A 26,716-nucleotide genomic window follows, 5' to 3' on the forward strand; every position below is an offset into this window, starting at 1 on the left:
CGAGTCCAACTGAAAAGGACTTTTTTAGCCCCTGGCGGAATACCCGCCACGCCCGGCGGGACTGGCCTTTCGATATGTTTTCGCTACGCCTGGAATACGTCTGCGCATGCACTTGCAGATAGCTAGCCGCCATATTTCCGTCAACTTTTCAGCGGTCGCGCAGACCTGCCTTGCGCGGCCAGGCCAGGGTGAAGCAGGCGCCGCCCAGAGTCTCGCTGCGGCCGATGGAGGCCCGGCCGCCATGCCAGTAGACGATCCGCCGGACGATGGACAGTCCCAGGCCATGCCCGCCGGAAGCACGGGTCCGGCTATCGTCCAGGCGTAGGAATGGCGTAAAGAGCCGCTCCCATTGCGCCTCCGGCACCCCCGGCCCGTCGTCCTCGACATCCACCCGGCAACGCTCCAGGCTGACCCGGTAGCTGATCCTGACCCGACGATCGGCATGCCGCAGCGCATTGGTCAGCAGGTTCTGCAAGGCCCGATGCAGGTAGCGCGGCTCGGCCTCGATCCAACTGCCCAGCTCCTCAGGCACCAGCGCGCCCTCCTCGCAACTGACCAGCACCTCGCGGCGCAGCGGAGCGATCTCCTCCACCACCTGGCGCACCAGCACGCCCAGCTCCAGGCGCTGGTAGGTCAGCGGCGGCGAGCCCTGTTCCAGGCGCGCGTAGGTGAGCATCTCGTCGACCAGCTTGTCGAGGTCCTGGATATCGTTGTCCATGCCCTCCAGGTACTTCAGGCGGGCGCCGTCGGTCTCGGCGGTCTCGATCATCTCCAGGCCGAAGCGCAACCGCGCCACCGGCGTGCGCAGCTCGTGGGACACCGCGCGAACCATCTCGCGCTGCACCGTCAGCAGCCGGTGGATGTGCTCGGCCATATGGTTGAAGGCCGCGCCCAGGCGTCCCACCGAGTCGCCGCCGCGCACCTCGACGCGGGTATCCAGACTGCCGCGGGCGATCCGCGTGGCGGCCGCCTCCAGGCTGCGCAGGCGCTGCTCCAGACGACGCACCAGCAGGTAGGTGATCAGGCCGATGAAGCTCAGGCACAGCGCGCCGAGCAGCAACAGCAGCTGCGGCGGATAGAGGTTCATCTGGAACAGCGGGCCCAGCTCCAGCACCCAGGGCGTGTCGAGGATGCCGGCGAAGATGCGGATCGAGTCGCCGTCCTTGCCCAGCGCCATCACCGTGTCGCCCTCCACCACCCGCCGGCGCTGGTCGTCGTCGAGGTCCAGCTCCTTGACCTGGAGCAGATGCACCGGGAAGCCGAAGCGCTTGTCGCGGACGATCCGCGCCAGGTGGTAAGGCTGTTCGCTGGCCGGGTAGCGCACCAGTTCGTCCATCAGCAGGTAAACCGTGGCCCGCGCCAGTTGCTCGCTGACCTGCTGCACCTCGCCGCTGAGCACCAGGTTCTCGGCAGCGCTGGCCTGGGTATAGACGGTGACGGCGTGCTCGGCGGTCTGCTTCACCAGCACCTGGCCGTTCATCAGGCGCGCGCGGCTGCGTCCATCCATCCGCAGCTCATCCAGCCCGCGCAGTTGCAGGGGAATCCCCAGCAAGCGGCTCCACTGCGCCAGGGCGCGCTTGCGCTCGGTGGCGGTCATCGGTTGCAGGTTGTCGGCCATCAGGCGGAAGGTGCCGCGCGCCAGCTCCTCGCGGTAGTGCTCGCCGCGCACCTCGTTGATCCAGTGCAGGCCGAGCAGGCCCAGGCCGCTGACCAGCAGCAGGGCCAGGAGCATGCCGCCATAGATGCGCAGGAAGATGGATTTCATCGGCGAGCCCCCGGCCGCTGTCCGCTGCTGTTGATTCTGGCCGACCGGGACGCCCGCGCCCCGGCCCGCAGGAAAAAAGCGCCTCAGCCCTCGCCGACGAACAGGTAGCCCTTGCTGCGTACGGTCTTGATCAGCCGCGGGTGCATCGGGTCGTCGCCGATCTTCGGGCGGATCCGCGAGATGCGCACGTCGATGGAGCGGTCCTGGCCGTCGTACTCGATGCCGCGCAGGGCGTTGAAGATCTCCTCGCGGGAGAGAATCCGCCCGGCGTTCGCCGCCAGCAGCCAGAGCAGGTCGAACTCGGCGCTGGTCAGCTCGATGGTGGTCCCGTCCAGCCAGGCCTCGCGCATCGCGTTGTCGATCACCAGGCGACCGAACGCCAGGCGTTTGCTGTCCGCCGCCGGGGCGCCCGCTTCCGGCGCCTCGCTGCGCCGCAACAGGGCACGGATGCGCGCCAGCAGCACACGCGGGCGCACCGGCTTGCACACGTAGTCGTCGGCGCCCATCTCCAGGCCGAGCACCTCGTCCATGTCGTCGGTGCGCGCGGTGAGCATCAGGATCGGACCGTCGAACTGCGGACGCACCTGGCGGCAGATGGACAGACCGTCCTCGCCCGGCAGCATCAGGTCGAGCACCACCAGGTCCGGGCGTTCGGCGAGGATACGCGCCGCCGCCAGTGCGCCGTTGGCTTCGATGTCGACCTTCAGGCCGTTGCCTTCCAGGTATTCCCGGGTCAGCTCGGCCAGGCGTCGATCGTCCTCGACGATCAGGATGCGCCAGGCTTCTTGCTCCACACAGCCTCCTCGTATCGCGGTCCCGGAGCCGCCGCGCGGCCCCCTCAGAGCGGCCCGCATTGTAGCCAATACGGGGGCCGCGCGGCAGCACGCGAGGAACATCTTGCAAACACTACATATTGTGGGTAGGGTGCGCGCCCCGAAAGGTTGGGGAGTAGGTCTGCGCCGGTGCTTTCCGAGGGCGACGAATGGCATTCTCCAGCGCTGCCGCGGCCTACGGACGCTTCCTAGGACTCACGCACAGAAGACCCACACTTTATCCACAGGTTTCCCCCAGACTGTCACCTTGCAAACACCCCATTAGCGCATTATCTTGTATCCCCATCGTCGCCACCCCCTATATCTTGGGTTTCGAGCGCACGAACGGCTACAACGGAACCAACCGCGCACGGACCACTCTGATGGCTCCGGCGGCTCCGCAAAAAAGCATTTTCCAGACGTACTGAAAGCATCGACGGCGCTCACCGCAAGGAGCCCTTCATGACGATGGAAAAGCGGTACGGGTGTTGCAACGGACGCTGTAAACAGACAGTCAACACCACTAGGTATTGTGTTCGACGGCAAAACGCCACGAACCCGCCAGGGCCAGGGAGGCACGCACAGTCCCCACCCTCAGCATTCGAATGAAGCAGCCGCCGCGAGGCCGGCTGCCCGGCTCTTTATCGATTCAAGGGAATGGGCGCCCCGGCGCCCGCTAGCAAAACCATTACGAGAACGTGGAGATACCCACCCATGCATACCGACACCACACGCGAGAACCCGCAGGCCAGCGCGCCGCAGGCCGCCGATTCGTCGCAGGATCTGGCCGCCACCGCGCCGGGCCAGCTGCGCGTGATCAAGCGCAACGGCACCGTAGTCCCCTACACCGATGACAAGATCACCGTGGCCATCACCAAGGCGTTCCTCGCCGTGGAAGGCGGCACCGCCGCCGCCTCGTCGCGTATCCATGACACCGTGCGCCGCCTGACCGAGCAGGTCACCGCCACCTTCAAGCGCCGCATGCCGTCCGGCGGCACCATCCACATCGAAGAGATCCAGGACCAGGTCGAACTGGCCCTGATGCGCGCCGGCGAGCAGAAGGTCGCCCGCGACTACGTGATCTACCGCGAAGCCCGCGCCGCCGAGCGCAAGAACGCCGGCGCCGCCAGCGACGTCGCCCAGCCGCACCCGAGCATCCGCATCACCCGCGCCGACGGCAGCCTGTCGCCGCTGGACATGGGCCGCCTGAACACCATCATCAGCGAAGCCTGCGAAGGCCTGGCCGAGGTGGACGGCGCGCTGATCGAGCGCGAGACCCTGAAGAACCTCTACGACGGCGTCGCCGAGAAGGACGTCAACACCGCCCTGGTGATGACCGCGCGCACCCTGGTCGAGCGCGAGCCGAACTACTCCTACGTCACCGCCCGCCTGCTGATGGACACCCTGCGCGCCGAAGCCCTGGGCTTCCTCGGCGTGGCCGAGAGCGCCACCCATCACGAGATGGCCGAGCTGTACGCCAAGGCCCTGCCGGCCTACATCGAGAAAGGCGCCGAGTTCGAGCTGGTCGATGCCAAGCTGAAGGAATTCGACCTGGAGAAACTGGGCAAGGCCATCGATCACGAGCGCGACCAGCAGTTCACCTACCTCGGCCTGCAGACCCTGTACGACCGCTACTTCATCCACAAGGACGGCATCCGCTTCGAACTGCCGCAGATCTTCTTCATGCGCGTGGCCATGGGCCTGGCCATCGAGGAGAAGGACCGCGAGGCACGTGCCATCGAGTTCTACAACCTGCTGTCGTCCTTCGACTACATGAGTTCCACCCCCACCCTGTTCAACGCCGGCACCCTGCGTCCGCAGCTCTCCAGCTGCTACCTGACCACCGTGCCGGACGACCTGTCGGGCATCTACGGCGCCATCCACGACAACGCCATGCTGTCGAAATTCGCCGGCGGCCTGGGCAACGACTGGACCCCGGTGCGCGCGCTGGGCTCCTACATCAAGGGCACCAACGGCAAGTCCCAGGGCGTCGTGCCCTTCCTGAAAGTGGTCAATGACACCGCGGTCGCGGTCAACCAGGGCGGCAAGCGCAAGGGCGCGGTCTGCGCCTACCTGGAAACCTGGCACCTGGACATCGAGGAATTCCTCGAGCTGCGCAAGAACACCGGTGACGACCGTCGTCGTACCCACGACATGAACACCGCCAACTGGATCCCCGACCTGTTCATGAAGCGCGTCTTCGACGACGGCTCCTGGACCCTCTTCTCGCCGTCCGACGTCCCCGACCTGCACGACCTCTACGGCAAGGCCTTCGAGGAGCGCTACGAGTACTACGAGGCCCTGGCCAGCTACGGCAAGCTGAAGCTGCACAAGGTCGTCCAGGCCAAGGACCTGTGGCGCAAGATGCTCTCCATGCTGTTCGAGACCGGCCACCCGTGGCTGACCTTCAAGGACCCGTGCAACCTGCGCAGCCCGCAGCAGCACGTGGGCGTGGTGCACAGCTCGAACCTCTGCACCGAGATCACCCTGAACACCAACAAGGACGAGATCGCCGTCTGCAACCTGGGCTCGATCAACCTGGTCAACCACATCGTCGACGGCAAGCTGGACACCGCCAAGCTGGAGAAGACCGTCAAGACCGCGGTACGCATGCTCGATAACGTCATCGACATCAACTACTACTCGGTCCCGCAGGCGCAGAACTCCAACTTCAAGCACCGTCCGGTCGGCCTGGGCATCATGGGCTTCCAGGACGCCCTGTACCTGCAGCACATCCCCTACGGTTCGGACGCGGCCATCGCCTTCGCCGACCAGTCCATGGAAGCCATCAGCTACTACGCGATCCAGGCTTCCTGCGACCTGGCCGACGAGCGCGGCGCCTACCAGACCTTCCAGGGCTCGCTGTGGTCGCAAGGCATCCTGCCGATCGACTCGGAAAAGAAGCTGATCGAAGAGCGCGGCGCCAAGTACATCGAAGTCGACCTGTCGGAAACCCTCGACTGGGCGCCGCTGCGCGAGCGCGTACAGAAAGGCATCCGCAACTCGAACATCATGGCCATCGCGCCGACCGCGACCATCGCCAACATCACCGGCGTCTCGCAGTCGATCGAGCCGACCTACCAGAACCTGTACGTGAAGTCGAACCTCTCCGGCGAATTCACTGTGATCAACCCCTACCTGGTGCGCGACCTCAAGGCCCGCGGCCTGTGGGACCCGGTCATGGTCAACGACCTGAAGTACTACGACGGTTCCGTGCAGCAGATCGAGCGCATCCCGCAGGACCTCAAGGACCTCTACGCCACCGCGTTCGAAGTCGAGACCCGCTGGATCGTCGAAGCCGCCAGCCGTCGTCAGAAGTGGATCGACCAGGCCCAGTCGCTGAACCTGTACATCGCCGGCGCCTCGGGCAAGAAGCTCGACGTGACCTACCGCATGGCCTGGTTCCGCGGCCTGAAGACCACCTACTACCTCCGTGCCCTGGCCGCCACCAGCACCGAGAAGTCCACCATCAACACCGGCAAGCTCAACGCCGTGTCGGCCGGTGGCAACGACGGCCTGCAAGCCGCCCCGGCCGCCGAGCCGAAGCCGGCGCCGGTGCCGCAGGCATGCAGCATCGACAACCCCGACTGCGAAGCCTGCCAGTGATCGCGCGTCGCTGAACGGCGTCCGTGTCGTGGCCGGGCAAGCCGGACTCCTCCCGTGAGTCCGGCTTGCCCGGCGCCTGACGGTCGCTCGTCCAGCGCCACGCTGGCAGCGCAAGGCCCCTCGCCAGGGCCAGGAACAATCCCCTTCTTCCCTCCGGGGGAGAAGAACGGCCCGGCCAGACCGTGCCGGACCACCGCTTTCGCGTGCACCTCACGCCCCATATCCAGGCCGCCGAGACGGCCGCCAGACCAGGAGAGAGCAAGATGCTGAGCTGGGACGAATTCGACAAAGAAGACCCGACCGAAGCCAAGGCCGCGCCCGCCGCCGCCCAGGCCGTTGCCCAGGGCCATGACAAGCTGGACGACGAAGCCGCCGGCTCGGTGGAAGAAGCGCGCGCCGTTTCCGCCGACGACTCCGACGCCGTCGCCCGCGCCAAGAAGGCCCTGAACGACCTCGACATCCAGGAAGGCCTGGACGATCTCGAAGGCTCCGCCGCGCGCGTGCAGGTCGGCGACAAGCAGATGATCAACGCCCGCGCCGACCTCAACCAGCTCGTCCCCTTCAAGTACGACTGGGCCTGGCAGAAGTATCTGGATGGTTGCGCCAACCACTGGATGCCGCAGGAAGTCAACATGAACGCCGACATCGCCCTGTGGAAGAGCAAGGACGGCCTCAGCGAAGACGAGCGGCGCATCGTCATGCGCAACCTCGGCTTCTTCTCCACCGCCGACTCCCTGGTCGCCAACAACCTGGTGCTGGCCGTATACCGCCTGATCACCAACCCCGAGTGCCGCCAGTACATCCTGCGCCAGGCCTTCGAAGAGGCGATCCACACCCACGCCTACCAGTACTGCATCGAGTCGCTGGGCATGGACGAGGGCGAGATCTTCAACATGTACCACGAGATCCCCAGCGTGGCGAAGAAGGCCTCCTGGGGCCTGAAGTACACCCGCTCGATCTCCGACCCGATGTTCCAGACCGGCACCCCGGAAACCGACCGCCAGTTCCTGCGCAACCTGATCGCCTACTACTGCGTGCTGGAAGGCATCTTCTTCTACTGCGGCTTCACCCAGATCCTCTCCATGGGCCGCCGCAATAAGATGACCGGCACCGCCGAGCAGTTCCAGTACATCCTCCGCGACGAGTCGATGCACCTGAACTTCGGTATCGACGTGATCAACCAGATCAAGATCGAGAACCCGCACCTGTGGGACGCCCAGATGAAGGACGAGGCGACCCAGATGATCCTCCAGGGCACCCAGCTGGAGATCGAATACGCGCGCGACACCATGCCGCGCGGGGTGCTGGGGATGAACGCGGCGATGATGGAGGACTACCTGAAGTTCATCGCCAACCGGCGCCTGACCCAGATCGGCCTGAAGGAAGAGTATCCGGGGACCACCAACCCGTTCCCGTGGATGTCGGAGATCATGGACCTGAAGAAGGAGAAGAACTTCTTCGAGACGCGGGTTATCGAGTACCAGACGGGCGGAGCACTGAGCTGGGATTGAGATTCTCGATTTAGGTCAAGACCGTTAGACGCTGTAGCCGGAAAGGGACTTTTGGGGCAGTGGTAGAAGATGAAAACCCCGCCTTGTGCGGGGTTTTCTTTAAGGAAGCACTATGCCGTACGATTTAGAAAAGAGATTAGTAATAGGCTTAGCCTCAAGCGCCCTCTTTAATCTTGAAGAGTCAGATAGTGTCTTTAGGTCAGAAGGAGAGGATGCCTACAGGAAATATCAAAGGGAAAATCAAAACAAACCACTCCCCCATGGGGTAGCATTCTCCTTTATTAGACGACTACTTTCCCTAAACAAACTTTCCCCTAAAGACCCACCAGTCGAAGTCATCTTACTTTCGCGAAACGATCCAGATACAGGCTTAAGAGTCATGAAATCAATTGAACACCATGGCTTACCTATGACTAGAGCAGTATTTCTACAAGGAAGGTCACCACAAAACTATATACCTGCCTTAAAAATCAGCCTATTCCTTTCAGCGAATGAAACAGATGTAAAACAAGCAATGATTGCTGGCTACCCTGCTGGACAAGTACTAAAGACTGCCGCATATGACGACCCTGAAGATAAAGAGCTAAGAATAGCTTTCGACTTTGACGGTGTAATTGCTGATGATGAAGCGGAGTCAATTTATCAAGAAACGAGAAATTTATCTGACTTCCACGATCATGAGCAAAGTCTTGTCAATACACCACACAGCCCAGGTCCACTTGCAGAGTTCCTTAAAAAAATATCAACCATACAAAAATTAGAGCAGGAACAACAAGAAAACGACCCCACATACTCTCCAGTACTTAACATCAGCATTGTTACTGCTAGAAATGCCCCTTCACATGAGCGCGTAATTAATACAATGCGCCACTGGAACATAAGAGTAAATTCCGCATTTTTCTTGGGCGGAATCGAAAAAAAATCCGTATTAGAAGTATTGAGCCCTCACATATTTTTTGATGACCAAAGACTACATCTAGACCCTGCGTCATCTGTACTACCGTCAGTCCATATTCCCTTTGGCGTGGCTAACAACATAGCCAAAGAGTGAACGTATCTCTCTACAAAATGCTGAAACTTCCGTAGATACCGTATTACCTGCTCCCAGCTTCCCAGTTGTTTCCCCAAACCCGCAGTTCGCTGCAAGTCTTTGTTTCGCCTTCCCAGGCGAGTCACTTTCTCAGTCGCGAGAAAGTAACCAAAGCGCTTGCCCCTGCATCCGGCCCCAGTCGCTTCGCGACTGGGGTTCCCTCCCTCCATCGCCGTTCCGGGGGCACGCCGCCACGGTCCTTCGTGGACCGAGGCGACTTTCGCGGCATCCTGCCGCTCAACCCCCTACACGACGATTCCGCTCGGCCTCCTGATGGGGCGGACCGGAGCGTCGGATATTTCTCTGGAAGAAGTAGGGCAAATCACGCACAGCGTGATTCGCAAGATGGGGCAGAGTTGCCAAGCGCCGGGCGGCGCAGGTTTGGTAAAAAGCCTTGTTTCATGTGGTTTCTTTGATAGAGAGAGTCTTTCAGCTTCGCTCATTCCGCTCGGTTGTTTCGTTCCTCTCGTCTCAATACTCTGCCACCGGCGCCTAAGAAACGCTAAACCACGCAGCGGCCAGACCGCTCCCGACAGCCAAGCGGCTTTTTTGAGTCTGCGGTATTCTCTCGCCCTCAAAATCTCTGCGACGCCGGGAGTGGACGAATACAAGACCCGAAAGGGAAATATGTCCGGCCCTCTGCGTGGGGTTTTCTTAACTCCCGGCACCCCAGCCCCAAGAAAGCTGGTCACATCACGCAGAGGTAACGGAAATGCCTATCACCAATCCCATATATCCATCCACACCGCTTCATCCCACCACCTCCCCGGAGGTGCGCCATGTCTGACGCCCCCCTCCACTACAGCCGTTTCACCCACCACCATCGGGTCCTGCGCGCCGTGCTGCTGGATGAGGAAGGCTGGTTCGTGCTCTCCGACCTGGCACGGCTGCTGGGCCGTTACCTGGGCGGTCGGGCGCCGGCGGCGTTGTGTGACGAGGCGCCGTGGCCGCTGGCGACGGCGGAACAGCGCGAGCGCTTGTTCGCCCTCTGCCATGTGCTGGAGCGGCACCTGGATGCCGACCAGTGGCGGCTCGCCTGGCTCCATGACGAACGCCACGGGCCACGCCAGGATTGCCTGGTCAGCGAGTCCGGGCTCTACGCTCTGCTCTGGCTCGCAGTGCCTGGCGCGGCGCGGGGCTTGCGCCGTTGGGTCAGCGGCTCGGTGCTGCCACGCCTGCGCAGCCAGTCTCACCCCAAAGCCACGCCCCAGCGCGCCGTGCTGCACTGGAAAACCGCCGAGATCGACACCCTGCACTGGCAAGGCAAGACCTGGATCCCCCTCTCCGACTGCCCCCACCTCCTCGACAGTCCACGCCCGCTGATCCGGGCCTGACCCCGTCATACGCCCTGAAAGGAGTCAGGGCTTGAAACAGCGGAGTGACCTGCTTTTACATGACTACTTGTAGTGGCCTGCAATCAGCACCGGCCTGTAATCCATCGCGGCCAACCAGAATTATCTGCGACTGACGGATAGGCTGGGCTCAGATTAATTGCGAGCGAGCATGCAATCCATGCGCCGGGCTTGCAATCCATCACCGCGGGCTCACGCTCTTTGCGACTGACGCTCATACCGGTAGTCCGGCACTTTGCATCTTCTCCCGAAGCTCGGTCGCCCGCGCCGGATCCAGTGTATTGCTGAACAACGCACGAACCTCGGCAGGCTTGGCATCGAACTGCTCTGCCAGAGTAGGCTCCCGCTCTGGGTGAGCAGAGATGCAGACCGAGTAACTATCACATAAAAAGCAGAGGCTCCTTACAGAGAGCCTCTGTTTATATTCCTCAAAAAGTGACTACAAAATCAGTCATGATCAGGATTCATTAGTATGAAAGAAAGAGTGTCAACCTTCATTTCAGCGGTATAATTGAAAAACACCTTAATATCAGGTCGATCAGGATAAGCATAGTAGTCCCAACCTCCAACTAATCCGATCACAGGCATTGTAAAGGGCTCTTTGGTCTTCTCTGGAGTGCCAAGAATGGAACGAACACCTGTTTTATCCATACTCCTAGAAAAGGGAGGTGGCAGTTCACCTTGATAGGCTGGAATGTTGTCCATCGTTTTTATAAGAACTATATGGAGTTTCTCGGCAACTTTACTTTCCCCCCAAAACTCTAGATCAACACCAGTATCGACATCTAGAGTAAGCCATTCAGAATCTTCGTACTGCTTCTCAAGAGGGGTTTCCGGTATTAAATTTTTCTTTAACAAATCGCCATAGCTCTGTCCAAGAGCACCAACAATTTTCTTGATTGATTCAGAATTCATCAGTACCACCCCTGCTCTGTATTGATTTTGTGCAACCTTGAACGTGCATCTTCAACATCTTTCTCAGAAAAACCCTCTTCCAGCAAAGCACCCTTGACTGCGTCAAAGTTGCTATCTACTGCCTTTCTTAAATCTGCTGCATCCTTACGCTGTTTTTCCTTAGTATTACGCCCGCCGTAGGTTTCGCTGTACTTCTGGTGTATCCGCGCAGGAATAGCGATGCTAGCCCCTTTCTTCATCAACTCCCGAATTTTCTTATCCTGAATTCCCGGAATATTCGATCTCAAACTCGTCGCCAACGCACCTTGAGCCGGCATATGGTCAAGATGGTTTCCATCACGAGGTCTTCCTGCAAAATTACCATAAATGTCCACTTCCAGCGGCTTAACTGGCGGCTTGGAAAAGACCAGATAGAGCGGAGGAACGTCCGAGCCCGCCGGGAAGATCACGATCAGATCGTCCAGATCTAATGGCACTCCCGGATAGGACTCCGGTTCGGCCTGCACTGGGGTGATCGTTGCTCCCTCATACACCGGAACCGGCTGCGGTACGACCGGAGTGTTGCTTGAGGGGTTCTGGCTTCCTGGAGGGGTAGCAGGGGTCCAGGTCAAGATCAGTGGTGGTGTATTCGGCACGGTGGATTTTGCGGGAACCGTCACCTCATACCGGCCCGTCGCAGCATTGAGGGTCGCGGCACGAACAGGCACCCCCTTGGGGACAGTTGCCCCGTTGGTCAGCACCGCGGCAATCTGCGACTTACCACTCGGGCTCTCTTGTGCAGCACTCGTGAGTCGTACCGGCATATCAACCGTGCCGCCTGCCTTGGCGACGCTTTGCAAATCAGCCGTGCCAGGAAGCCCCAGAGCGGACGCCTCCAGTGCCAATGCATTGCGAACGCCGGCAGGAACCTTGTCACTGTCTTTACCAGCCTGGTCGGAGTAGAGCGATAGCACCGCGAAGGTGGCAACGTATGCGCCAGGTCCACTACCAGCAATCTGAATCAAGCGATTGACAGCATTCGTTAGGGAAGCCGCCAGGCGAGCCGTCTCCACTGCCGCACTACCAAACCCGGCCACCGAAACCAGCGGCGCAGAGGTGGCCGGCATCGCCAAGGTGTTCGCAGCCTGGATGATCTGACCTGGTACTACATCGGCTGTTTTTTGCAAATCGTTGGTCGCCGCACGCTGTGCTTCGGCTACCGCTGCTGAGACCTCTTTTGCCTTAGCCTGCAGCGCTGCTTCGGTCTGCAGGGCAAAGGTGTTCACCTTGGCATAGGTGCTTTCAGTGAATTGTCGAAGGGTTGCTTGTGCAGCTTGCGAAGCCGCCTTGGTGGGGCTGGCCTTGACCTGGGCGGTTAGCTGTAGCGACCTGCGATCGAAAAGTTCCCGACCTGCAATCAGCGCCGTTTTCGACCGAGATTATTTGCGACTATCCCGCCCCGCAAACCAGGATTAAGTGCGAATGAGCCTGCAATAATCCGCGCCGACCTGCAATCCATCGCGGCCAACCAGGATTATCTGCGAATGAAATGGGCGGGGCACACGGGAAGCCCGGTCGAAACGCTGAAAATGCCACTACTCGTATCAAAAACGGGGCGTTTACCCGTTTTTACGCGACCGGGACCGAATCTGATGGCTTATTCGGAAGTTTCCCTAAGAAGCAGACGAAGCCCATAAACTGACTTCGCCTGATCTATATTTTTGGATATAAAAGACTATCAGCTAGATATAGCTATATTTCTTCAAAAGCTCTCTAACTTCCTGTTTTAGCTCCTCTTCATTTATCTCACCATCATCATCCTTCGGGCCATCCGTGAAGCAATCTGCCATTCCAAACATAAGTCTGAGGCAAGCGCCAAGATTATCATCATCCTTTTTCAGCAATCCTGACGCACCTTCGCTACGCCACATTTCAAAGAATTTTTTTGTGAAACTCTTTCCGCTTAACGATCCATCCAAAAAATTTCTTGCAAGATCAATAAGTGCCATGCTCATTTAAAGCACCTCATTCTCAAAATAGTTTTTTTCCTGTTTGCTTCCTGGTTCAAGATACCACCCTGACAAAAACATTCCATCCTCTTTGATAACAACCACAATATTAGTGTCAGGATTGTAAAATACCTTGGATCCTTGATATCTATGATAAACACCTTTTTCAATAGTTGAAGGTGAGCCAAGGTGTTCCAGAATTTTATCTCTGAACTCCGCCAAGGTGGTGTTATTTGCATTTCTGCCGGCGAAGCCAAAGTCATCGGCATGACTTTGATATTTCTTAAGCAGCTGCTTTCTCGTGAATATACCACTATCAAGAGGACTACTGAGCATTACATAAACAGGTTTGACTCCAGAATCCGCCGGGAAAATCACGATCAGATCGTCCAGATCTAACGGCACTTCCGGATAGGACTCCGGTTCGGCCTGCACTGGGGTGATCGTTGCTCCCTCATACACCGGAACCGGCTGCGGTACGACCGGAGTGTTGCTTGAGGGGTTCTGGCTTCCTGGAGGGGTAGCAGGGGTCCAGGTCAAGATCAGCGGGGGTGTATTCGGCACGGTGGACTTTGCGGGAACCGTCACCTCATACCGGCCTGTCGCAGTATTGAGGGTCGCGGCGCGAACAGGCACGCCCTTGGGGACAGTTGCACCGTTGGTCAACATCGCGGCAATCTGCGATTTACCACTCGGGCTCTCTTGTGCAGCACTCGTGAGTCGTACCGGCATATCAACCGTGCCACCTGCCTTGGCGACGCTTTGCAAATCAGCCGTGCCAGGAAGCCCCAGAGCGGACGCCTCCAGTGCCAATGCATTGCGAACGCCGGCAGGAACCTTGTCACTGTCTTTACCAGCCTGGTCGGAGTAGAGCGATAGCACCGCGAAGGTGGCCACGTATGCGCCAGGTCCACTACCAGCAATCTGAATCAAGCGATTGACAGCATTCGTTAGGGAAGCCGCCAGGCGAGCCGTCTCCACTGCCGCACTACCAAACCCGGCCACCGAAACCAGCGGCGTAGAGGTGGCCGGCATCGCCAAGGTGTTCGCAGCCTGAATGATCTGACCTGGTACTACATCGGCTGTTTTTTGCAAATCGTTGGTCGCCGCACGCTGTGCCTCGGCTACCGCTGCCGAAACCTCCTTGGCTTTGGCCTGCAGCGCTGCTTCGGTCTGCAGGGCAAAGGTGTTCACCTTGGCATAGGTGCTTTCAGTGAATTGTCGAAGGGTTGCTTGTGCAGCTTGCGAAGCCGCCTTGGTGGGGCTGGCCTTGACCTGGGCGGTTAGCCTGTTGACCTCGGTTTCGACCTCGGCGGCCGCATTGGCAGCAAACTGAGCCAGCGCTTGTTTTCGTGCTGTCGAAAACGCCGTGGCTTCGTTGACGATCTGCTTGACTTTGGTGTTGAAAGCCGTGACCTGGGCTTCTCCACTGGCCTGTGCTGCCAAGGCAATCTGATTCCGAAATGCCGCGCTGATCAGGTTCTGGCTGGACGAAATCTGGCTGTTGGCTTGTTGCTGGGCTTGCGCTGTCTTGACCTGCACCGCCTGGGTTGCCGAGGCGACTGCACCACTGACCTGGGTGGAAACCTGAGACAGACTAGCATCCACTGCTTTCACACGTTGCTGGACCTTGGTGGCGGTCGGAGTGGTGATCGCGTTGAAGTCGGCACCGAGCTGTTGAGTGACCTGCTGGGCTTCCAGGCGTGCCGCTTCTTCCGCTTTGCGTTTGGCGTCCGCTTCTGCCTGACGCTGGGCTTCTGCCTCCGCCCGGCGGCGGTCGGTTTCAGCATTGAGCTTGTTCAAGCGCTCTTGAAGACTATTGATCTGATCATTCAGGATGATTGTGTTGTAGCTTGCTTGCAGCTTATCCAGACTAGCCGAGTTCTGAACCACATCCAATTCGTTATCTAGTTCAGGGCGCTTTCGATTTAGCAGCCCGGTGACAACTACGGTTGATCTTTCCAGCCACTGCTCAGGTGTGAAGCTGGCAGGTAGTGCCGGATACTTGGCAGCTTCCGTATCCAACTCTGCCTGAACGTCGGCTTCCAGACTCTCTTTCCTCTTTTTGAAGTCAGCCTCCATGGCCAGAGTAAAACCACGGAAAGGGTTACCGAACGGATAGTTGCTTAGTATGTCCTGCCTGTCTCGTGATACGTCTATGCTAACTCCGCCAGGTTTCCCGGGGCGACTTGAGTATCTAACAATCAGTGGCGGTGGTGCATCAGCCATAGTTTTTACCTCGATTTGAGCTTGAGAAAATATACAGAGGTATTCTTGCTGGAATATGTGCCCACTGGAATCCAACTTCTAAAATCAACGCCAATGCACCTGGCACACACGCCAATCAACTACAATCCCTCCACACGACCATGAGCGTCATCGATTTCCTTCAATAGAGCTGACTCATTTGCGCATGTGTCCATCAAACGGTCATTTCCTGAACGCACACCTCATCTACCCCGGCCAGTCACGGAAGCCGCATACCTTCAGTTCATTAACGAACTCCCACTTTCAAAATTCATCCATGCCGCCCCTTCGCGAGCTTCCGGACAAAGCCACGCTGATTGCGAGCCCAGCGTTTTTGATTGAAAGCCGCTGCAGCTGGTCAGGCCGTTTCCGCAACGCTTGAAGTCCTGGCCGATATACCGGCAGGGCCAGCCATCGTTCGACGAATAAAGCCACCTCAGCCATGATGCCCTTTCCATCCCCAGCGGAACCCCGACATGGACGCCAAAGCTCTGCTCCTCGGCAGCCTCTGCCTGGCCGCCCCATTCGCCGACGCGGCGACGCTCGACAATGCCCTCTCCGCCTGCCTCGCCGCCCGGCTCGGTGCACCGCACACGGCGGAGGGCCAGTTGCACCTGCCACTCACCCTTGAGGCCCGGCGCTCCACCGGCGAATGCGGCTGTACCTCGGCGCTGGTGCGATATCGGCTGCTGGCCAGGGGCGCCAGCGCCGACAGCCCCGTGCTTCAAGAGGGGCTGCTCGATAGTCGCCAGGACACGCCGCGCACGCTGACCCTGGCGGCGGACGCCGGCATGGCGAGCGGCCGCGAACTGGTCGTCACCCTGGGTTGTCAGACGCCTGACTGACAGGCCGGGCTGCCACCACCAGGCCGAGATGGACGCCCTGCATGTATCCTCCGATCGGCAAGCCTCCCGTTCGCACATTCACCACTCTGCAATCCAGTTCATAAATCCCATAAAAGCCCTCTTCCGCTCCCCGCCAGCCCCCCCGCATCCCGCACCCTAGACGCCCCGCCGCTCTCCGCCGGCTCGCCCGACAAGAAAAACCAACCGATCGATCAGCCTCATCCTTCACCCATCACAGGAGCCATCGCGATGCACCTGATACCCCATTGGATCCCCCTGGTCGCCAGCCTCGGCCTGCTCGCCGGCGGCTCGTCCGCGTCCGCCGCCGAGGAAGCCTTCGACCTCTGGAACGAATGCGCCAAGGCCTGCGTGCTCGACCTCAAGGACGGCGTGCGTTCCAGCCGCATGAGCGTCGACCCGGCCATCGCCGACACCAACGGCCAGGGCGTGCTGCACTACTCCATGGTCCTGGAGGGCGGCAACGACGCGCTCAAGCTGGCCATCGACAACGCCCTCAGCATCACCAGCGACGGCCTGACCATCCGCCTCGAAGGCGGCGTCGAGCCGAACAAGCCGGTGCGCTACAGCTACACGCGCCAGGCGCGCGGCAGTTGGTCGCTGAACTGGCTGGTACCGATCGGCCACGAGAAGCCTTCGAACATCAAGGTGTTCATTCACGAACTGAACGCCGGTAACCAGCTCAGCCACATGTCGCCGATCTACACCATCGAGATGGGCGACGAGTTGCTGGCGAAGCTGGCGCGCGATGCCACCTTCTTCGTCAGGGCGCACGAGAGCAACGAGATGCAGCCGACGCTCGCCATCAGCCATGCCGGGGTCAGCGTGGTCATGGCCCAGGCCCAGCCGCGCCGGGAAAAGCGCTGGAGCGAATGGGCCAGCGGCAAGGTGTTGTGCCTGCTCGACCCGCTGGACGGGGTCTACAACTACCTCGCCCAGCAGCGCTGCAACCTCGACGATACCTGGGAAGGCAAGATCTACCGGGTGCTCGCCGGCAACCCGGCGAAGCATGACCTGGACATCAAGCCCACGGTCATCAGTCATCGCCTGCATTTCCCCGAGGGCGGCAGCCTGGCCGCGCTGACCGCGCACCAGGCCTGCCACCTGCCGCTGGAGACCTTCACTCGTCATCGCCAGCCGCGCGGCTGGGAACAACTGGAGCAGTGCGGCTATCCGGTGCAGCGGCTGGTCGCCCTCTACCTGGCGGCGCGGCTGTCGTGGAACCAGGTCGACCAGGTGATCCGCAACGCCCTGGCCAGCCCCGGCAGCGGCGGCGACCTGGGCGAAGCGATCCGCGAGCAGCCGGAGCAGGCCCGTCTGGCCCTGACCCTGGCCGCCGCCGAGAGCGAGCGCTTCGTCCGGCAGGGCACCGGCAACGACGAGGCCGGCGCGGCCAGCGCCGACGTGGTGAGCCTGACCTGCCCGGTCGCCGGCGGTGAATGCGCGGGCCCGGCGGACAGCGGCGACGCCCTGCTGGAGCGCAACTATCCCACTGGCGCGGAGTTCCTCGGCGACGGCGGCGACGTCAGCTTCAGCACCCGCGGCACGCAGAACTGGACGGTGGAACGGCTGCTCCAGGCGCACCGCCAACTGGAGGAGCGCGGCTATGTGTTCGTCGGCTACCACGGCACCTTCCTCGAAGCGGCGCAAAGCATCGTCTTCGGCGGGGTGCGCGCGCGCAGCCAGGACCTTGACGCGATCTGGCGCGGTTTCTATATCGCCGGCGATCCGGCGCTGGCCTACGGCTACGCCCAGGACCAGGAACCCGACGCACGCGGCCGGATCCGCAACGGTGCCCTGCTGCGGGTCTATGTGCCGCGCTCGAGCCTGCCGGGCTTCTACCGCACCAGCCTGACCCTGGCCGCGCCGGAGGCGGCGGGCGAGGTCGAACGGCTGATCGGCCATCCGCTGCCGCTGCGCCTGGACGCCATCACCGGCCCCGAGGAGGAAGGCGGGCGCCTGGAGACCATTCTCGGCTGGCCGCTGGCCGAGCGCACCGTGGTGATTCCCTCGGCGATCCCCACCGACCCGCGCAACGTCGGCGGCGACCTCGACCCGTCCAGCATCCCCGACAAGGAACAGGCGATCAGCGCCCTGCCGGACTACGCCAGCCAGCCCGGCAAACCGCCGCGCGAGGACCTGAAGTAACTGCCGCGACCGGCCGGCTCCCTTCGCAGGAGCCGGCCTTCTCGGGGCCTGGCCATACATCAGGTTTTCCTGATGCCAGCCCAATCGAATATGAATTCATCCTGATAGGTAATCCGCCTAACCTGCGTCTGCCACGCTTTCGCTCGTCCCGGAAGCGGCCATAACAATTCCAATAGCCGACGAGGACTCTCCATGCTCACCCATCGCATCGGTGGCATCCGCCTTTCCCCTTCCCCGCAGCGCTCGCCCGGAGACCGCCATGACTGATCTCCGCGATACCTCCCGCGACGAACGCCTGCTGGCGGCCCACGGCTATCGCCAGGAACTGGAGCGCGGGCTGAGCCTGTGGTCGTCCTTTTCCGTCGGCTTCGCCACCATCTCGCCGGTGGTGGGCATCTACTCGGTGATGTCCCTCGGCGCCATGAGCATGGGCCCCTCCTGGGTCTGGGTGGTGCCGCTGTGCCTGCTGCTGCAGTTCGGCGTGGCGCTGGTCTACGCCGAGCTGTCCTCGCAGTTTCCGCTGGCCGGCGGCTGCTACCAGTGGGTGCGGCGCCTGGTGGGCGACCGCCTGGCCTGGTTCACCGGCTTCCTCTACCTGGCTTCGGCGCTGGCCTCGCTGACCACCGTGGCCTACCTCGGTGGCTTCTGGCTCGGCCTGCTGGCGACCGGCGCGCCGCCGTCGGCCAACGGCCAGGTGCTCTGCGGCGCGCTGCTGCTGGCGCTGGGCCTGGCGGTGAACCTGCTGGGGATCAACCCGCTGAAGTACTTCGTCAATGCCGGGATCGTCGCCGAGGCCATCGCCTCCATCGGTATCGGCGTGCTGTTGCTGCTGTTCTTCCGCAACCATCCGCTCGATCTGCTGTTCAGCGGCCCGGGCGGCACAGGCGATGCGGACGGCGCCTACCTGGACGGCGTGCTGACCGCGCTGGCGGTGGGCGGCTGGGCCTTCCTCGGCTTCGACGCCTGCTCGCAGATTTCCGAGGAAACCACCGATGCCCGCGTCTCCACTCCCCGGGCGATCCTGCGCTCGATGCTGGTGGTGGGACTCACCGTGATGCTCACCGCCTTCGCCGTGACCCTGTCCTACCAGGACATCGGCGCGGTGGTCAGCGGCCAGGTGGTCGACCCGGTCACCCCGGCGGTGATGGACGCCTTCGGCGCCTGGGCCGAGCGGCCCTTCGTCGCAGTGGTGCTGATCGCCTTCGTCGCCTGCGTGGTGTCGGTGCAGACCTACATCGGCCGGGCGATCTTCGGCATGGCGCGCGACGCCATCCTGCCCGGCTCCGCCCTGCTGCGCCGGGTCGACCGGCGCAAGGTGCCGATGGCGGCGATGGTCTGCAGCACGCTGCTGGCCAGCCTCGGCCTGGCCCTGGGGCTGAACGCCACGGCGGTCGGCACGCTGATCGCGTTCGGCAGCGGCGGTTTCTTCGTGGTCTTCCTGATCGTCGCCGCCTGCGCCCTCTGGGCCCGCCTCGTCGGCCGCTGGGACCCGGACAAGGGCGCCTTGCGCCTGGGACGCGCGGGGCTGGCGGTGAACGTCCTGGCAGTCGCCTGGCTGTCTTTCGAGGCGCTCAACGTCGCCTGGCCGCGGGCCAGCCTCGCCCCGCCCGACGCGCCCTGGTTCCAGGTCTGGGCGGTGGTCGTGGTGTTCTCCGCGCTGGCCGCGTTCGGCCTGCTCTACATGGTCATCGCCAAGCCGCATCGGCGCATCGCCACCAGCCTCAGCTTCGCCGCTCCGCCGGCGGACTGACCCGCACGCGCCGGCCGTTCCGGCGTCTCCTCCGGTTGTTCCCGCACGCTGGCTTCGCGCCCGGCGGGGCCCGGCTCATCCTGCTTTCACGGAGCATCGCCATGAGCGACCTGCATTACTGGAACTACCCCACCGATATCCTCTGCGGCGTCGGCGCCCTGGAACAACTGCCGAGGCATTGCGCGCTGGCGGGCGCACGCCGGCCCCTGCTGGTCACCGATCCCGGCATGCTCGCCCTGGAGCCCCTGCGCCTGGTGCGCGAGTGCCTGGAACGCGCCGGCATCGACCATGACCTGTTCCACGAACTGTCGAGCAACCCCAGCCTCGCTGAAGTCCAGGGCGGCGCCAGGCGCTTCGAGGCTGGCGGGCATGACGCGCTGATCGCCCTCGGCGGCGGCAGCGCCCTCGACGCGGCCAAGGGTATCGCCCTGCTCAGCCGCGATCCGCACGGCCTCGAACGCTTCGAATGGACACAGACGCTGCGCAGCTATCCGACCCTCGCCGACTACCCGCTGCTCGGCCTGCCGCCGCTGCTGGCGCTGCCCACGACCGCCGGCACCGGCTCGGAACTGGGACGCGAGGCGGTGCTGACCGACACGCAACTGGGCATCAAGCGGGTCGTCGGCCATCGCGAGCTGCTGGCCGCCTGCGTATTCCTCGACCCGCGCCTGACCCGCGGGTTGCCGCCGGCGCTGAGCGCCGCCACCGGCATGGACGCCCTCACCCATCACCTGGAGGCGCTGTTCTCGCCGCTCTACCATCCGATGTCGGCGGGCATCGCCCTGGAAGGCGTGCGCCTGGTCAGGCAGCACCTGGAAAACGCCGTGCGCGACGGCAACGACCTCGCCGCCCGGGAAGGCATGCTGGTAGCCTCGGCCAGCGCCGCGGTGGCATTCCAGAAGGGGCTTGGCGGGGTTCACGCCCTGGCCCACCCGCTGGGCGCTCGCCATCACCTGCACCACGGCCTGCTGAACGCCGTGCTGCTGCCCTACGTTCTGCTGGCCAACCGCCCGGCGATAGAAGCCGACGCCGCGCGCCTGGCGCGCTACCTGGAACTCGACGAAGCGAGCTTCGACGGCCTGCTGGCGTGGATCCTCGAACTGCGCGCGCGCATCGGCATCCCGGCGAACCTCGCCGCCCTCGGCCTGGATGGCGAGGACGCGCAATGGGTGGGCGAGCAGGCGCTGGCCGACCTGTCCTCCTCGGCGACCAACGCCCTGCCGCTCGATGCCCGGGATTATGCGCGCATCTACCGCCAGGCGGTGGCCGGGACTCTCGCCTGAGTGCTCAGGACGTCAGGCCGTGGACCTGCAGCAGGTCGTCGATGAAGGCGCGGGCGGCTTCGCTGAGGGGGCGCCCGGCATAGACGATCATGCTGTGCTCCACCGGATAGCTCAGCCGCTCCGGCAACAGCGCGCGCATCCGCCCGCGCTCGATCCAGGCTTCGGCGTAATGGGTCGGCAGGTAGCCCAGGTGGGTGCCGGCCAGCACGGCATGGGCGACCGCTTCCATGTGGTAGGCGGTGGCGCGGCTGCGCGAAGGGCGTAGCGGCAGGACCAGGTTTTCCGGCAGGAAGCCGTGCATCACCCAGTCACAGGCGGCGATCCGCTCCAGGGTCGGCTGCGCCTCGGCGAACAGCGGATGGCGATCGCCACAGAACACGCCGATCTCTTCGCGATACAGCGGGCGGTATTCGAGGCTCGGCCGCGAACGGCTGAAATAGGAAATCGCCAGGTCCAGCTCGCCTTCGATCACCGCCAGTTCCAGCTCGGTGGGCGAATTGACGAAAAGGTTCAGTTGGACATCCTGGTCGCGCCGCTGGAAGCGCGCCAGCGCATCGCCGAAACGGGCCTGGGGCAAGGTCGCGAGATTGTCCGCCAGGCCCAGATACAGCTCCCCGACCAAACGTCCGGACAACGCCTGCGCCTGGTCGCGAAACAGGCCGATGGCGTCGAACATCGTTCGCGAAGCCTCCAGCACCCGGCGGCCCTTGGCGGTCAGTCGGAAGCCGCCCTTGCCGCGCTCGCAGAGCCGGTAGCCGAGGCGCTTCTCCAGGCTGGCGATGTGCATGCTGATGTTCGACTGGCTCATGTTCAGCTCGGCCTGGGCCGCGGTGAAACCGCCGCACTTCACCACGCAGGCGAAGATGCGCAACAGACGCAGGTCTAGGTCGGTGACGTTTCTCAGCATGGCGGTCCGATCCGGCGCGAGGTCCCGCAGTCTAGCCGAGCGCCGCGACACACGGCCATCCAGCGGCGGCGCACGGCGCGCCAGAGGCGCTGGCACATCATCGAAAATCTGGTCTATTCCAATTTCTTGAAAATACGCGGAAAAGTCCCGCCCAAAGGTGCAACCAGGACAAGAAAACGCACCAATACCGGGCAATCCCTCGAAAAAATCGAATGGTTTCGCTCTACTTTTGGTCTAGACCATAAAAATACCCGGTGCTAGATTGACCTTCGCCAGCCGGCCCAGCCTGACCGGATCGGCGCCACGCACCGCCGCCACACCTTCACAATCCATCTCAGCCTCGGCAGGACCGAGCAGGAGCGCGCCGACAGCCAACCTTGCGCACGAAAAAAGTCATGGAAAAGGCATCTGGTCTAGACCATGCATCCGGACAGCTTTGCAGCAGCACAACAAGAACAACCTCCCCGCACTGTCTAGACCCATAGGGACCCACATGAACAACCACAACGGTACCCTGCACCGTGGCTGGCAATCGCTCCAGCGCTGGCGCATCCAGATCTTCGTCATCACCTGTCTGGCCTACGCCGCCTTCTACTTCACCCGCAAGGCCTTCTCGGTGGCCAAGCTCGGCATCGCCGAAGACCCCTCCTTCGAACTCGACAAGAGCGCCATGGCCGATCTCGATGCCCTCTACCTGGCCGCCTACGCCGTGGGCCAGTTCATGTGGGGGGTGTTCGCCGACCGCTTCGGCACCCGCGTGGTGGTGCTCGGCGGTTTGCTCACCTCGGCGCTGGCGGCGCTGGCGATGGGTACCTTCGCCACCCTGCCGATCTTCGCCGCCTGCATGGTGGTCCAGGGCCTGGCGCAGTCCACCGGCTGGTCGGGGCTGTGCAAGAACATCGGCGCCTTCTTCGCCACCTACGAGCGAGGCCGAGTGCTCGGCCTGTGGAGTACCTGCTACGCCTTCGGCGGGCTGGTGGCGACGCCGTTCGCCGGCTGGTGCGCCTACCGGTTGACGCATGACTGGCGCATGGCCTTCCTGTCCTCGGCGGGAGTGGTGCTGGCGGTGGCCGTGCTGTTCTTCTTCCTCCAGCGCAACCGTCCGCAGGACGTCGGCCTGCCGCCCGTGGAGGCCGAGGCCGCGCCCCCCGCCAACGCGCCCCGGCCGAGCCATTCCGGCGCCCTGCTGAAGGCGCTCAGGAATCCCCACGTGCTGGTCCTCGGCATCGCCTACTTCCTGCTCAAGCCGGCGCGCTACGCGATCCTGCTCTGGGGCCCGGTGATCATCTACGAACGCATGCCGGAGATCGGCAAGGTCGCCTCGGCCATCGTGCCTTCGGCCTTCGAGGTCGCCGGGCTGGCCGGGCCGATCCTCATCGGCCTGGCCTCGGACAAGCTGTTCGGCGCCCGCCGCATGCCGGCCTGCGTGCTCAGCCTGGCGGCGCTGACCCTGAGCCTGGCGCTGTTCGTCCCGGCGATGCAGAGCGGCAGCCTGTACCTGGTGGTCGGCCTGCTGTTCATGATGGGCGTCACCCTCTACGGGCCGGACTCGATGATCAGCGGCGCCGCCGCCATCGACTTCGGCACCAGCGAGGCGGCCGGCACCGCCACCGGCTTCGTCAACGGCTGCGGCTCGGTCGGGGCGATCCTCGGCGGCCTGCTGCCGGGCTACTTCGACACCCTCACGGTGTTCTTCGTGTTCACCGCCACCGCGCTGCTCGCCAGCCTGCTGCTGGTGCCGTTCTGGAACAGCCGGCCAGGCGCGTGCCGCGTCGAACCGAAGGCGCATGCCGGCGGGCCGCTGCTGGCGGCCGGCAAGCCGCGTTGAAACCTCGCCGAACCATCGCCCGGCGCCAGGCGTGCCGGGCCAATCCCTAGCGAACAAGGAACCGCCTATGCCACTTGCCCTCTTCGACCTCGACGACACCCTGATCGACGGCGACTGCGCGACCCTCTGGGGGCGCTACATGACCGAACTGGGCTGGGTCGAGAAGACCGCCTTCCTGCACCAGGAACGCCGCCTCATGGAACTCTATGCCGAGGGCCGGCTGGCCATGGAGGACTACATGGACTTCAGCCTGGCGCCCATCGCCGGCCGCACCCCGGCGGAGATCGCCGGCGCCGTCGAGGATTTCGTCGCGCGGATCGTTGCGCCGCGCATCCACGCCGACGCCGTGCGCTGCCTGGAACGCCACCGCCAGGCCGGCGACCGCCTGCTGATCATCTCCGCCTCGGCGCACTTCCTGGTCAGCGCCATCGGCCGCCGGCTGGGGGTGGACGAGGTGCTGGCGATCGACATCGAGGAGCGCGACGGCCTCTACACCGGGCGCACCCGCGGCACCCTCACCTACCGCGAGGGCAAGGTCCGTCGCCTCGACGCCTGGCTGGCCCAGGAGGGCGAGACGCTGGCCGGCGCGACCTTCTATTCCGACTCGCGCAACGACCTGCCACTGCTCTCGCGGGTCGACCGGCCACACACGGTGAACCCCGACCCGGCGCTGCTCGGGCACGCCCGCGAGGCCGGCTGGCCAGTGCTGCAATGGCGCTGAGAAGGCGCGCCGCGCTATACCGCCGGCGGCCCGGAAGCATTACCCTGTAGCCCCCCGGAGCCCCAGCGGAGAAGCGTCGATATGCGCGACGAGCCGTCCCGACCCCTGACGGTGATCTACCAGTCCCTGCGCGAGCAGATCGAGCGCGGCCTGCTCGCGCGCGGCAGCAAGCTGCCCAGCGAACGGCAGTTGAGCGAGCTGTTCTCGACCACCCGCATCACCCTGCGCGAGGCGCTCGGCCAGTTGGAGGACCAGGGCCTGATCTACCGCGAGGAACGCCGCGGCTGGTTCGTCTCGCCGCAGCGGCTGCTGTACAACCCGCTGGTGCGCAGCCACTTCCACGCGATGGTCGCCGACCAGGGCCGGGTGCCGGAGACCGAGGTGCTCGGCGCGGCGATGATCCCGGCCAGCGTCGACATCTGCCAGCGCCTGGAGCTGCCGGCGCTGTCGCGGGTGTTCCAGATCCGCCGGGCGCGGCGGGTCGACGGGCGGCTGGTGCTGTACGTCGAGCACTACCTGAATCCCGCCTACTTTCCCGGCATCGAGCGCTTCGACCTGACTCGCTCGCTGACCGATCTCTACGCCAACCACTACGGCATCCGCTACGGCCGGGTGCGCTTCGAGATGGTCCCGACCATCCTCCCGGCGGAGGCCGCCGGGCCGCTGCGGGTTTCGGTGGGCAGCCCGGCGCTGCAGATCGTGCGGGTCAACCGCGACCAGGCGGGCCGCCTGATCGACTGCGACCTGGAGTACTGGCGCCACGACGCGCTGCAGGTCAACGTCGAGGTGCCCGAGTAGCGCTCCGCAGTCCTGTTCCTGGCGCATGCATGACCGCCTGGCGGGTTTCCCGCCGCTTCCAGCGCATTGGTCGACCGCTGGGCACGCTGCGTCGACGCTGAGCGGTTGCCGCTGACGGCACGGCCTGCTAAAAGTGGCGAAAACATTCGAAAATGCGATACGACCATGAGCGACAGTGAAAAATCGAATAGCCGCCTGTTCGACCTCGACCTGCTCCGCGCCATCGTCACGGTGGCCGACTGCGGCAGCTTCACCACTGCCGCCGCGCGCCTGCACTCGACCCAGTCGACCGTCAGCCAGAAGGTTCGCCGCCTGGAGGAAATGGCCGGACACCGCCTGCTGGAGCGCGGCAACCGCGACGTGTTGCCGACCGACGCCGGCGATACGCTGCTCGGCTATGCCCGCCGCCTGCTGGCACTGAACGACGAACTGGCCGAGGCGCTGTCCGGCGCCACGGTGGCGCTGACGGTGCGCATCGGCGTGCCGGACGACTTCGCCGCCGGCCGCACCACCGAGCGACTGGCGGCCTTCAACCGGCGTTATCCACAGGTCAAGCTGGAAGTCACCAGCGGCATGAGCCGCGACCTCAGCGCCAGCTACGACCGCGGCGAACTGGACCTGGTGCTGCTCAAGCAGCGCCGCGCCAGCCGCGAAGCACTGGCCTGCTGGCCGGAAAAGACATGCTGGGTGGACAGCGCCAGGAACCCCTGCATCGACCTCGACCCACTGCCCATCGTCACCTTCCCGCCGCGCGGGGTCTACCGCGACGAGATGATCGCCGCCCTGGAAGCGGTCGGCCGGCGCTGGCACATCAGCTTCACCAGTTCCAGCCTCAGCGGCCTGCAATCGGCCATCGCCGACGGCATGGGTATAGGCCTGCTGCCGTTGCGCGCGGTGAGCGCAGGCCACGCGGTGCTGCCGAAGAACGCCGGGCTGCCGGCGGTGGACGTGTTCGAAGTGGCGCTGCTGCACCGGCCGGCGGCGGATCCGATGGTGAAGGCGCTGGCGCGCGTACTGTCGCGGGTGCTGGCGGAAGATACCCGGAGCCGGCCCGCATTCGAAAAATGAATATGCTGGATTCCAACATTTAATTTGTGCATGTGACAGACGCTGGATATCGTTGCCGTCAGCA

17 protein-coding genes and 2 pseudogenes are annotated in these 26,716 nt (G+C 63.2%); 12 read left to right on the forward strand and 7 right to left on the reverse strand.

Annotation, left to right across the window (positions count from 1 at the left end):
* Nucleotides 1–148: 148 nt before the first annotated feature.
* On the reverse strand, nt 149–1,765 hold the full coding sequence (locus M6E97_RS17225) for an ATP-binding protein (protein ID WP_003109067.1): 1,617 nt from the start codon (nt 1,763–1,765) through the stop codon (nt 149–151).
* 83 nt (nt 1,766–1,848) lie between these two features.
* A complete protein-coding gene (locus M6E97_RS17230; protein WP_003082360.1) occupies nt 1,849–2,559 on the reverse strand; it encodes a winged helix-turn-helix domain-containing protein in 711 nt (236 codons plus the stop codon).
* A gap of 732 nt (nt 2,560–3,291) precedes the next feature.
* Between M6E97_RS17230 and M6E97_RS17235 the strand changes: the two genes are divergently transcribed.
* The 4 genes from M6E97_RS17235 (at nt 3,292) to M6E97_RS17250 (ending at nt 10,118) form a co-directional block, all read left to right on the forward strand.
* Complete coding sequence (locus M6E97_RS17235) at nt 3,292–6,183, forward strand: ribonucleoside-diphosphate reductase subunit alpha (protein WP_003082358.1); 2,892 nt, start codon at nt 3,292–3,294, stop codon at nt 6,181–6,183.
* Nucleotides 6,184–6,446: 263 nt separating this feature from the next.
* The gene (locus tag M6E97_RS17240) at nt 6,447–7,694 is read left to right on the forward strand and encodes a ribonucleotide-diphosphate reductase subunit beta (RefSeq protein WP_003086547.1); all 1,248 of its coding nucleotides are present in this window, start codon (nt 6,447–6,449) and stop codon (nt 7,692–7,694) included.
* 112 nt (nt 7,695–7,806) lie between these two features.
* Nucleotides 7,807–8,745 (forward strand): 5'-nucleotidase, encoded by a 939-nt coding sequence (locus M6E97_RS17245; RefSeq protein WP_071534444.1) that lies wholly within the window; start codon nt 7,807–7,809, stop codon nt 8,743–8,745.
* A gap of 818 nt (nt 8,746–9,563) precedes the next feature.
* Nucleotides 9,564–10,118, forward strand: coding sequence for a Bro-N domain-containing protein (locus M6E97_RS17250; RefSeq protein ID WP_034005182.1), 555 nt, complete (start codon nt 9,564–9,566; stop codon nt 10,116–10,118).
* A 465-nt stretch (nt 10,119–10,583) separates the two neighbouring features.
* Here the strand turns inward: M6E97_RS17250 and M6E97_RS17255 are convergent, their stop codons facing one another.
* The 4 genes and pseudogenes from M6E97_RS17255 to pys3 all read right to left on the reverse strand — a co-directional run.
* On the reverse strand, nt 10,584–11,051 hold the full coding sequence (locus tag M6E97_RS17255) for a DUF6392 family protein (protein WP_071534445.1): 468 nt from the start codon (nt 11,049–11,051) through the stop codon (nt 10,584–10,586).
* Nucleotides 11,051–12,412 (reverse strand): annotated as a pseudogene (locus M6E97_RS17260) (S-type pyocin domain-containing protein); the annotation flags it as partial. The pseudogene M6E97_RS17260 and the gene M6E97_RS17255, both read right to left, overlap by 1 nt.
* Nucleotides 12,413–12,772: 360 nt before the next feature.
* Nucleotides 12,773–13,045: a colicin immunity domain-containing protein gene (locus tag M6E97_RS17265; RefSeq protein WP_031690664.1), complete on the reverse strand. Its 273-nt coding sequence runs from the start codon at nt 13,043–13,045 to the stop codon at nt 12,773–12,775.
* Between the two features lie 108 nt (nt 13,046–13,153).
* Nucleotides 13,154–15,268, reverse strand: a pseudogene (pys3, locus tag M6E97_RS17270) (pyocin-S3); the annotation flags it as partial.
* Nucleotides 15,269–15,762: 494 nt separating this feature from the next.
* Between pys3 and M6E97_RS17275 the strand changes: the two are divergent.
* From M6E97_RS17275 to M6E97_RS17290, 4 genes are all read left to right on the forward strand, one after another.
* The gene (locus M6E97_RS17275; RefSeq protein WP_033938905.1) at nt 15,763–16,131 is read left to right on the forward strand and encodes a DUF2195 family protein; all 369 of its coding nucleotides are present in this window, start codon (nt 15,763–15,765) and stop codon (nt 16,129–16,131) included.
* 249 nt (nt 16,132–16,380) lie between these two features.
* Nucleotides 16,381–18,297 (forward strand): exotoxin A, encoded by a 1,917-nt coding sequence (toxA, locus tag M6E97_RS17280; RefSeq protein ID WP_033989353.1) that lies wholly within the window; start codon nt 16,381–16,383, stop codon nt 18,295–18,297.
* 259 nt (nt 18,298–18,556) lie between these two features.
* Nucleotides 18,557–20,047 (forward strand): APC family permease, encoded by a 1,491-nt coding sequence (locus M6E97_RS17285; protein WP_033939264.1) that lies wholly within the window; start codon nt 18,557–18,559, stop codon nt 20,045–20,047.
* Between the two features lie 101 nt (nt 20,048–20,148).
* The gene (locus tag M6E97_RS17290) at nt 20,149–21,330 is read left to right on the forward strand and encodes an iron-containing alcohol dehydrogenase (RefSeq protein ID WP_033939263.1); all 1,182 of its coding nucleotides are present in this window, start codon (nt 20,149–20,151) and stop codon (nt 21,328–21,330) included.
* A 4-nt stretch (nt 21,331–21,334) separates the two neighbouring features.
* Here M6E97_RS17290 and M6E97_RS17295 read toward each other — a convergent pair whose 3' ends face one another.
* A complete protein-coding gene (locus tag M6E97_RS17295) occupies nt 21,335–22,237 on the reverse strand; it encodes a LysR family transcriptional regulator (RefSeq protein ID WP_003120575.1) in 903 nt (300 codons plus the stop codon).
* Nucleotides 22,238–22,730: 493 nt separating this feature from the next.
* Here M6E97_RS17295 and M6E97_RS17300 point away from each other — a divergent pair, with 493 nt between their 5' ends.
* From M6E97_RS17300 to M6E97_RS17315, 4 genes are all read left to right on the forward strand, one after another.
* Nucleotides 22,731–24,065 carry an MFS transporter gene (locus tag M6E97_RS17300; protein ID WP_034005181.1) on the forward strand — a complete coding sequence of 445 codons (1,335 nt, stop codon included), beginning with the start codon at nt 22,731–22,733 and terminating at the stop codon, nt 24,063–24,065.
* Nucleotides 24,066–24,132: 67 nt separating this feature from the next.
* A complete protein-coding gene (locus M6E97_RS17305; protein WP_003086534.1) occupies nt 24,133–24,786 on the forward strand; it encodes an HAD family hydrolase in 654 nt (217 codons plus the stop codon).
* A gap of 81 nt (nt 24,787–24,867) precedes the next feature.
* On the forward strand, nt 24,868–25,584 hold the full coding sequence (locus tag M6E97_RS17310) for a UTRA domain-containing protein (RefSeq protein WP_003086532.1): 717 nt from the start codon (nt 24,868–24,870) through the stop codon (nt 25,582–25,584).
* 165 nt (nt 25,585–25,749) lie between these two features.
* Nucleotides 25,750–26,652, forward strand: coding sequence for a LysR family transcriptional regulator (locus M6E97_RS17315; protein WP_003109090.1), 903 nt, complete (start codon nt 25,750–25,752; stop codon nt 26,650–26,652).
* Nucleotides 26,653–26,716 lie beyond the last annotated feature (64 nt).

Source organism: Pseudomonas sp. B111 (assembly GCF_026428275.1).
GTDB lineage: Bacteria > Pseudomonadota > Gammaproteobacteria > Pseudomonadales > Pseudomonadaceae > Pseudomonas > Pseudomonas aeruginosa.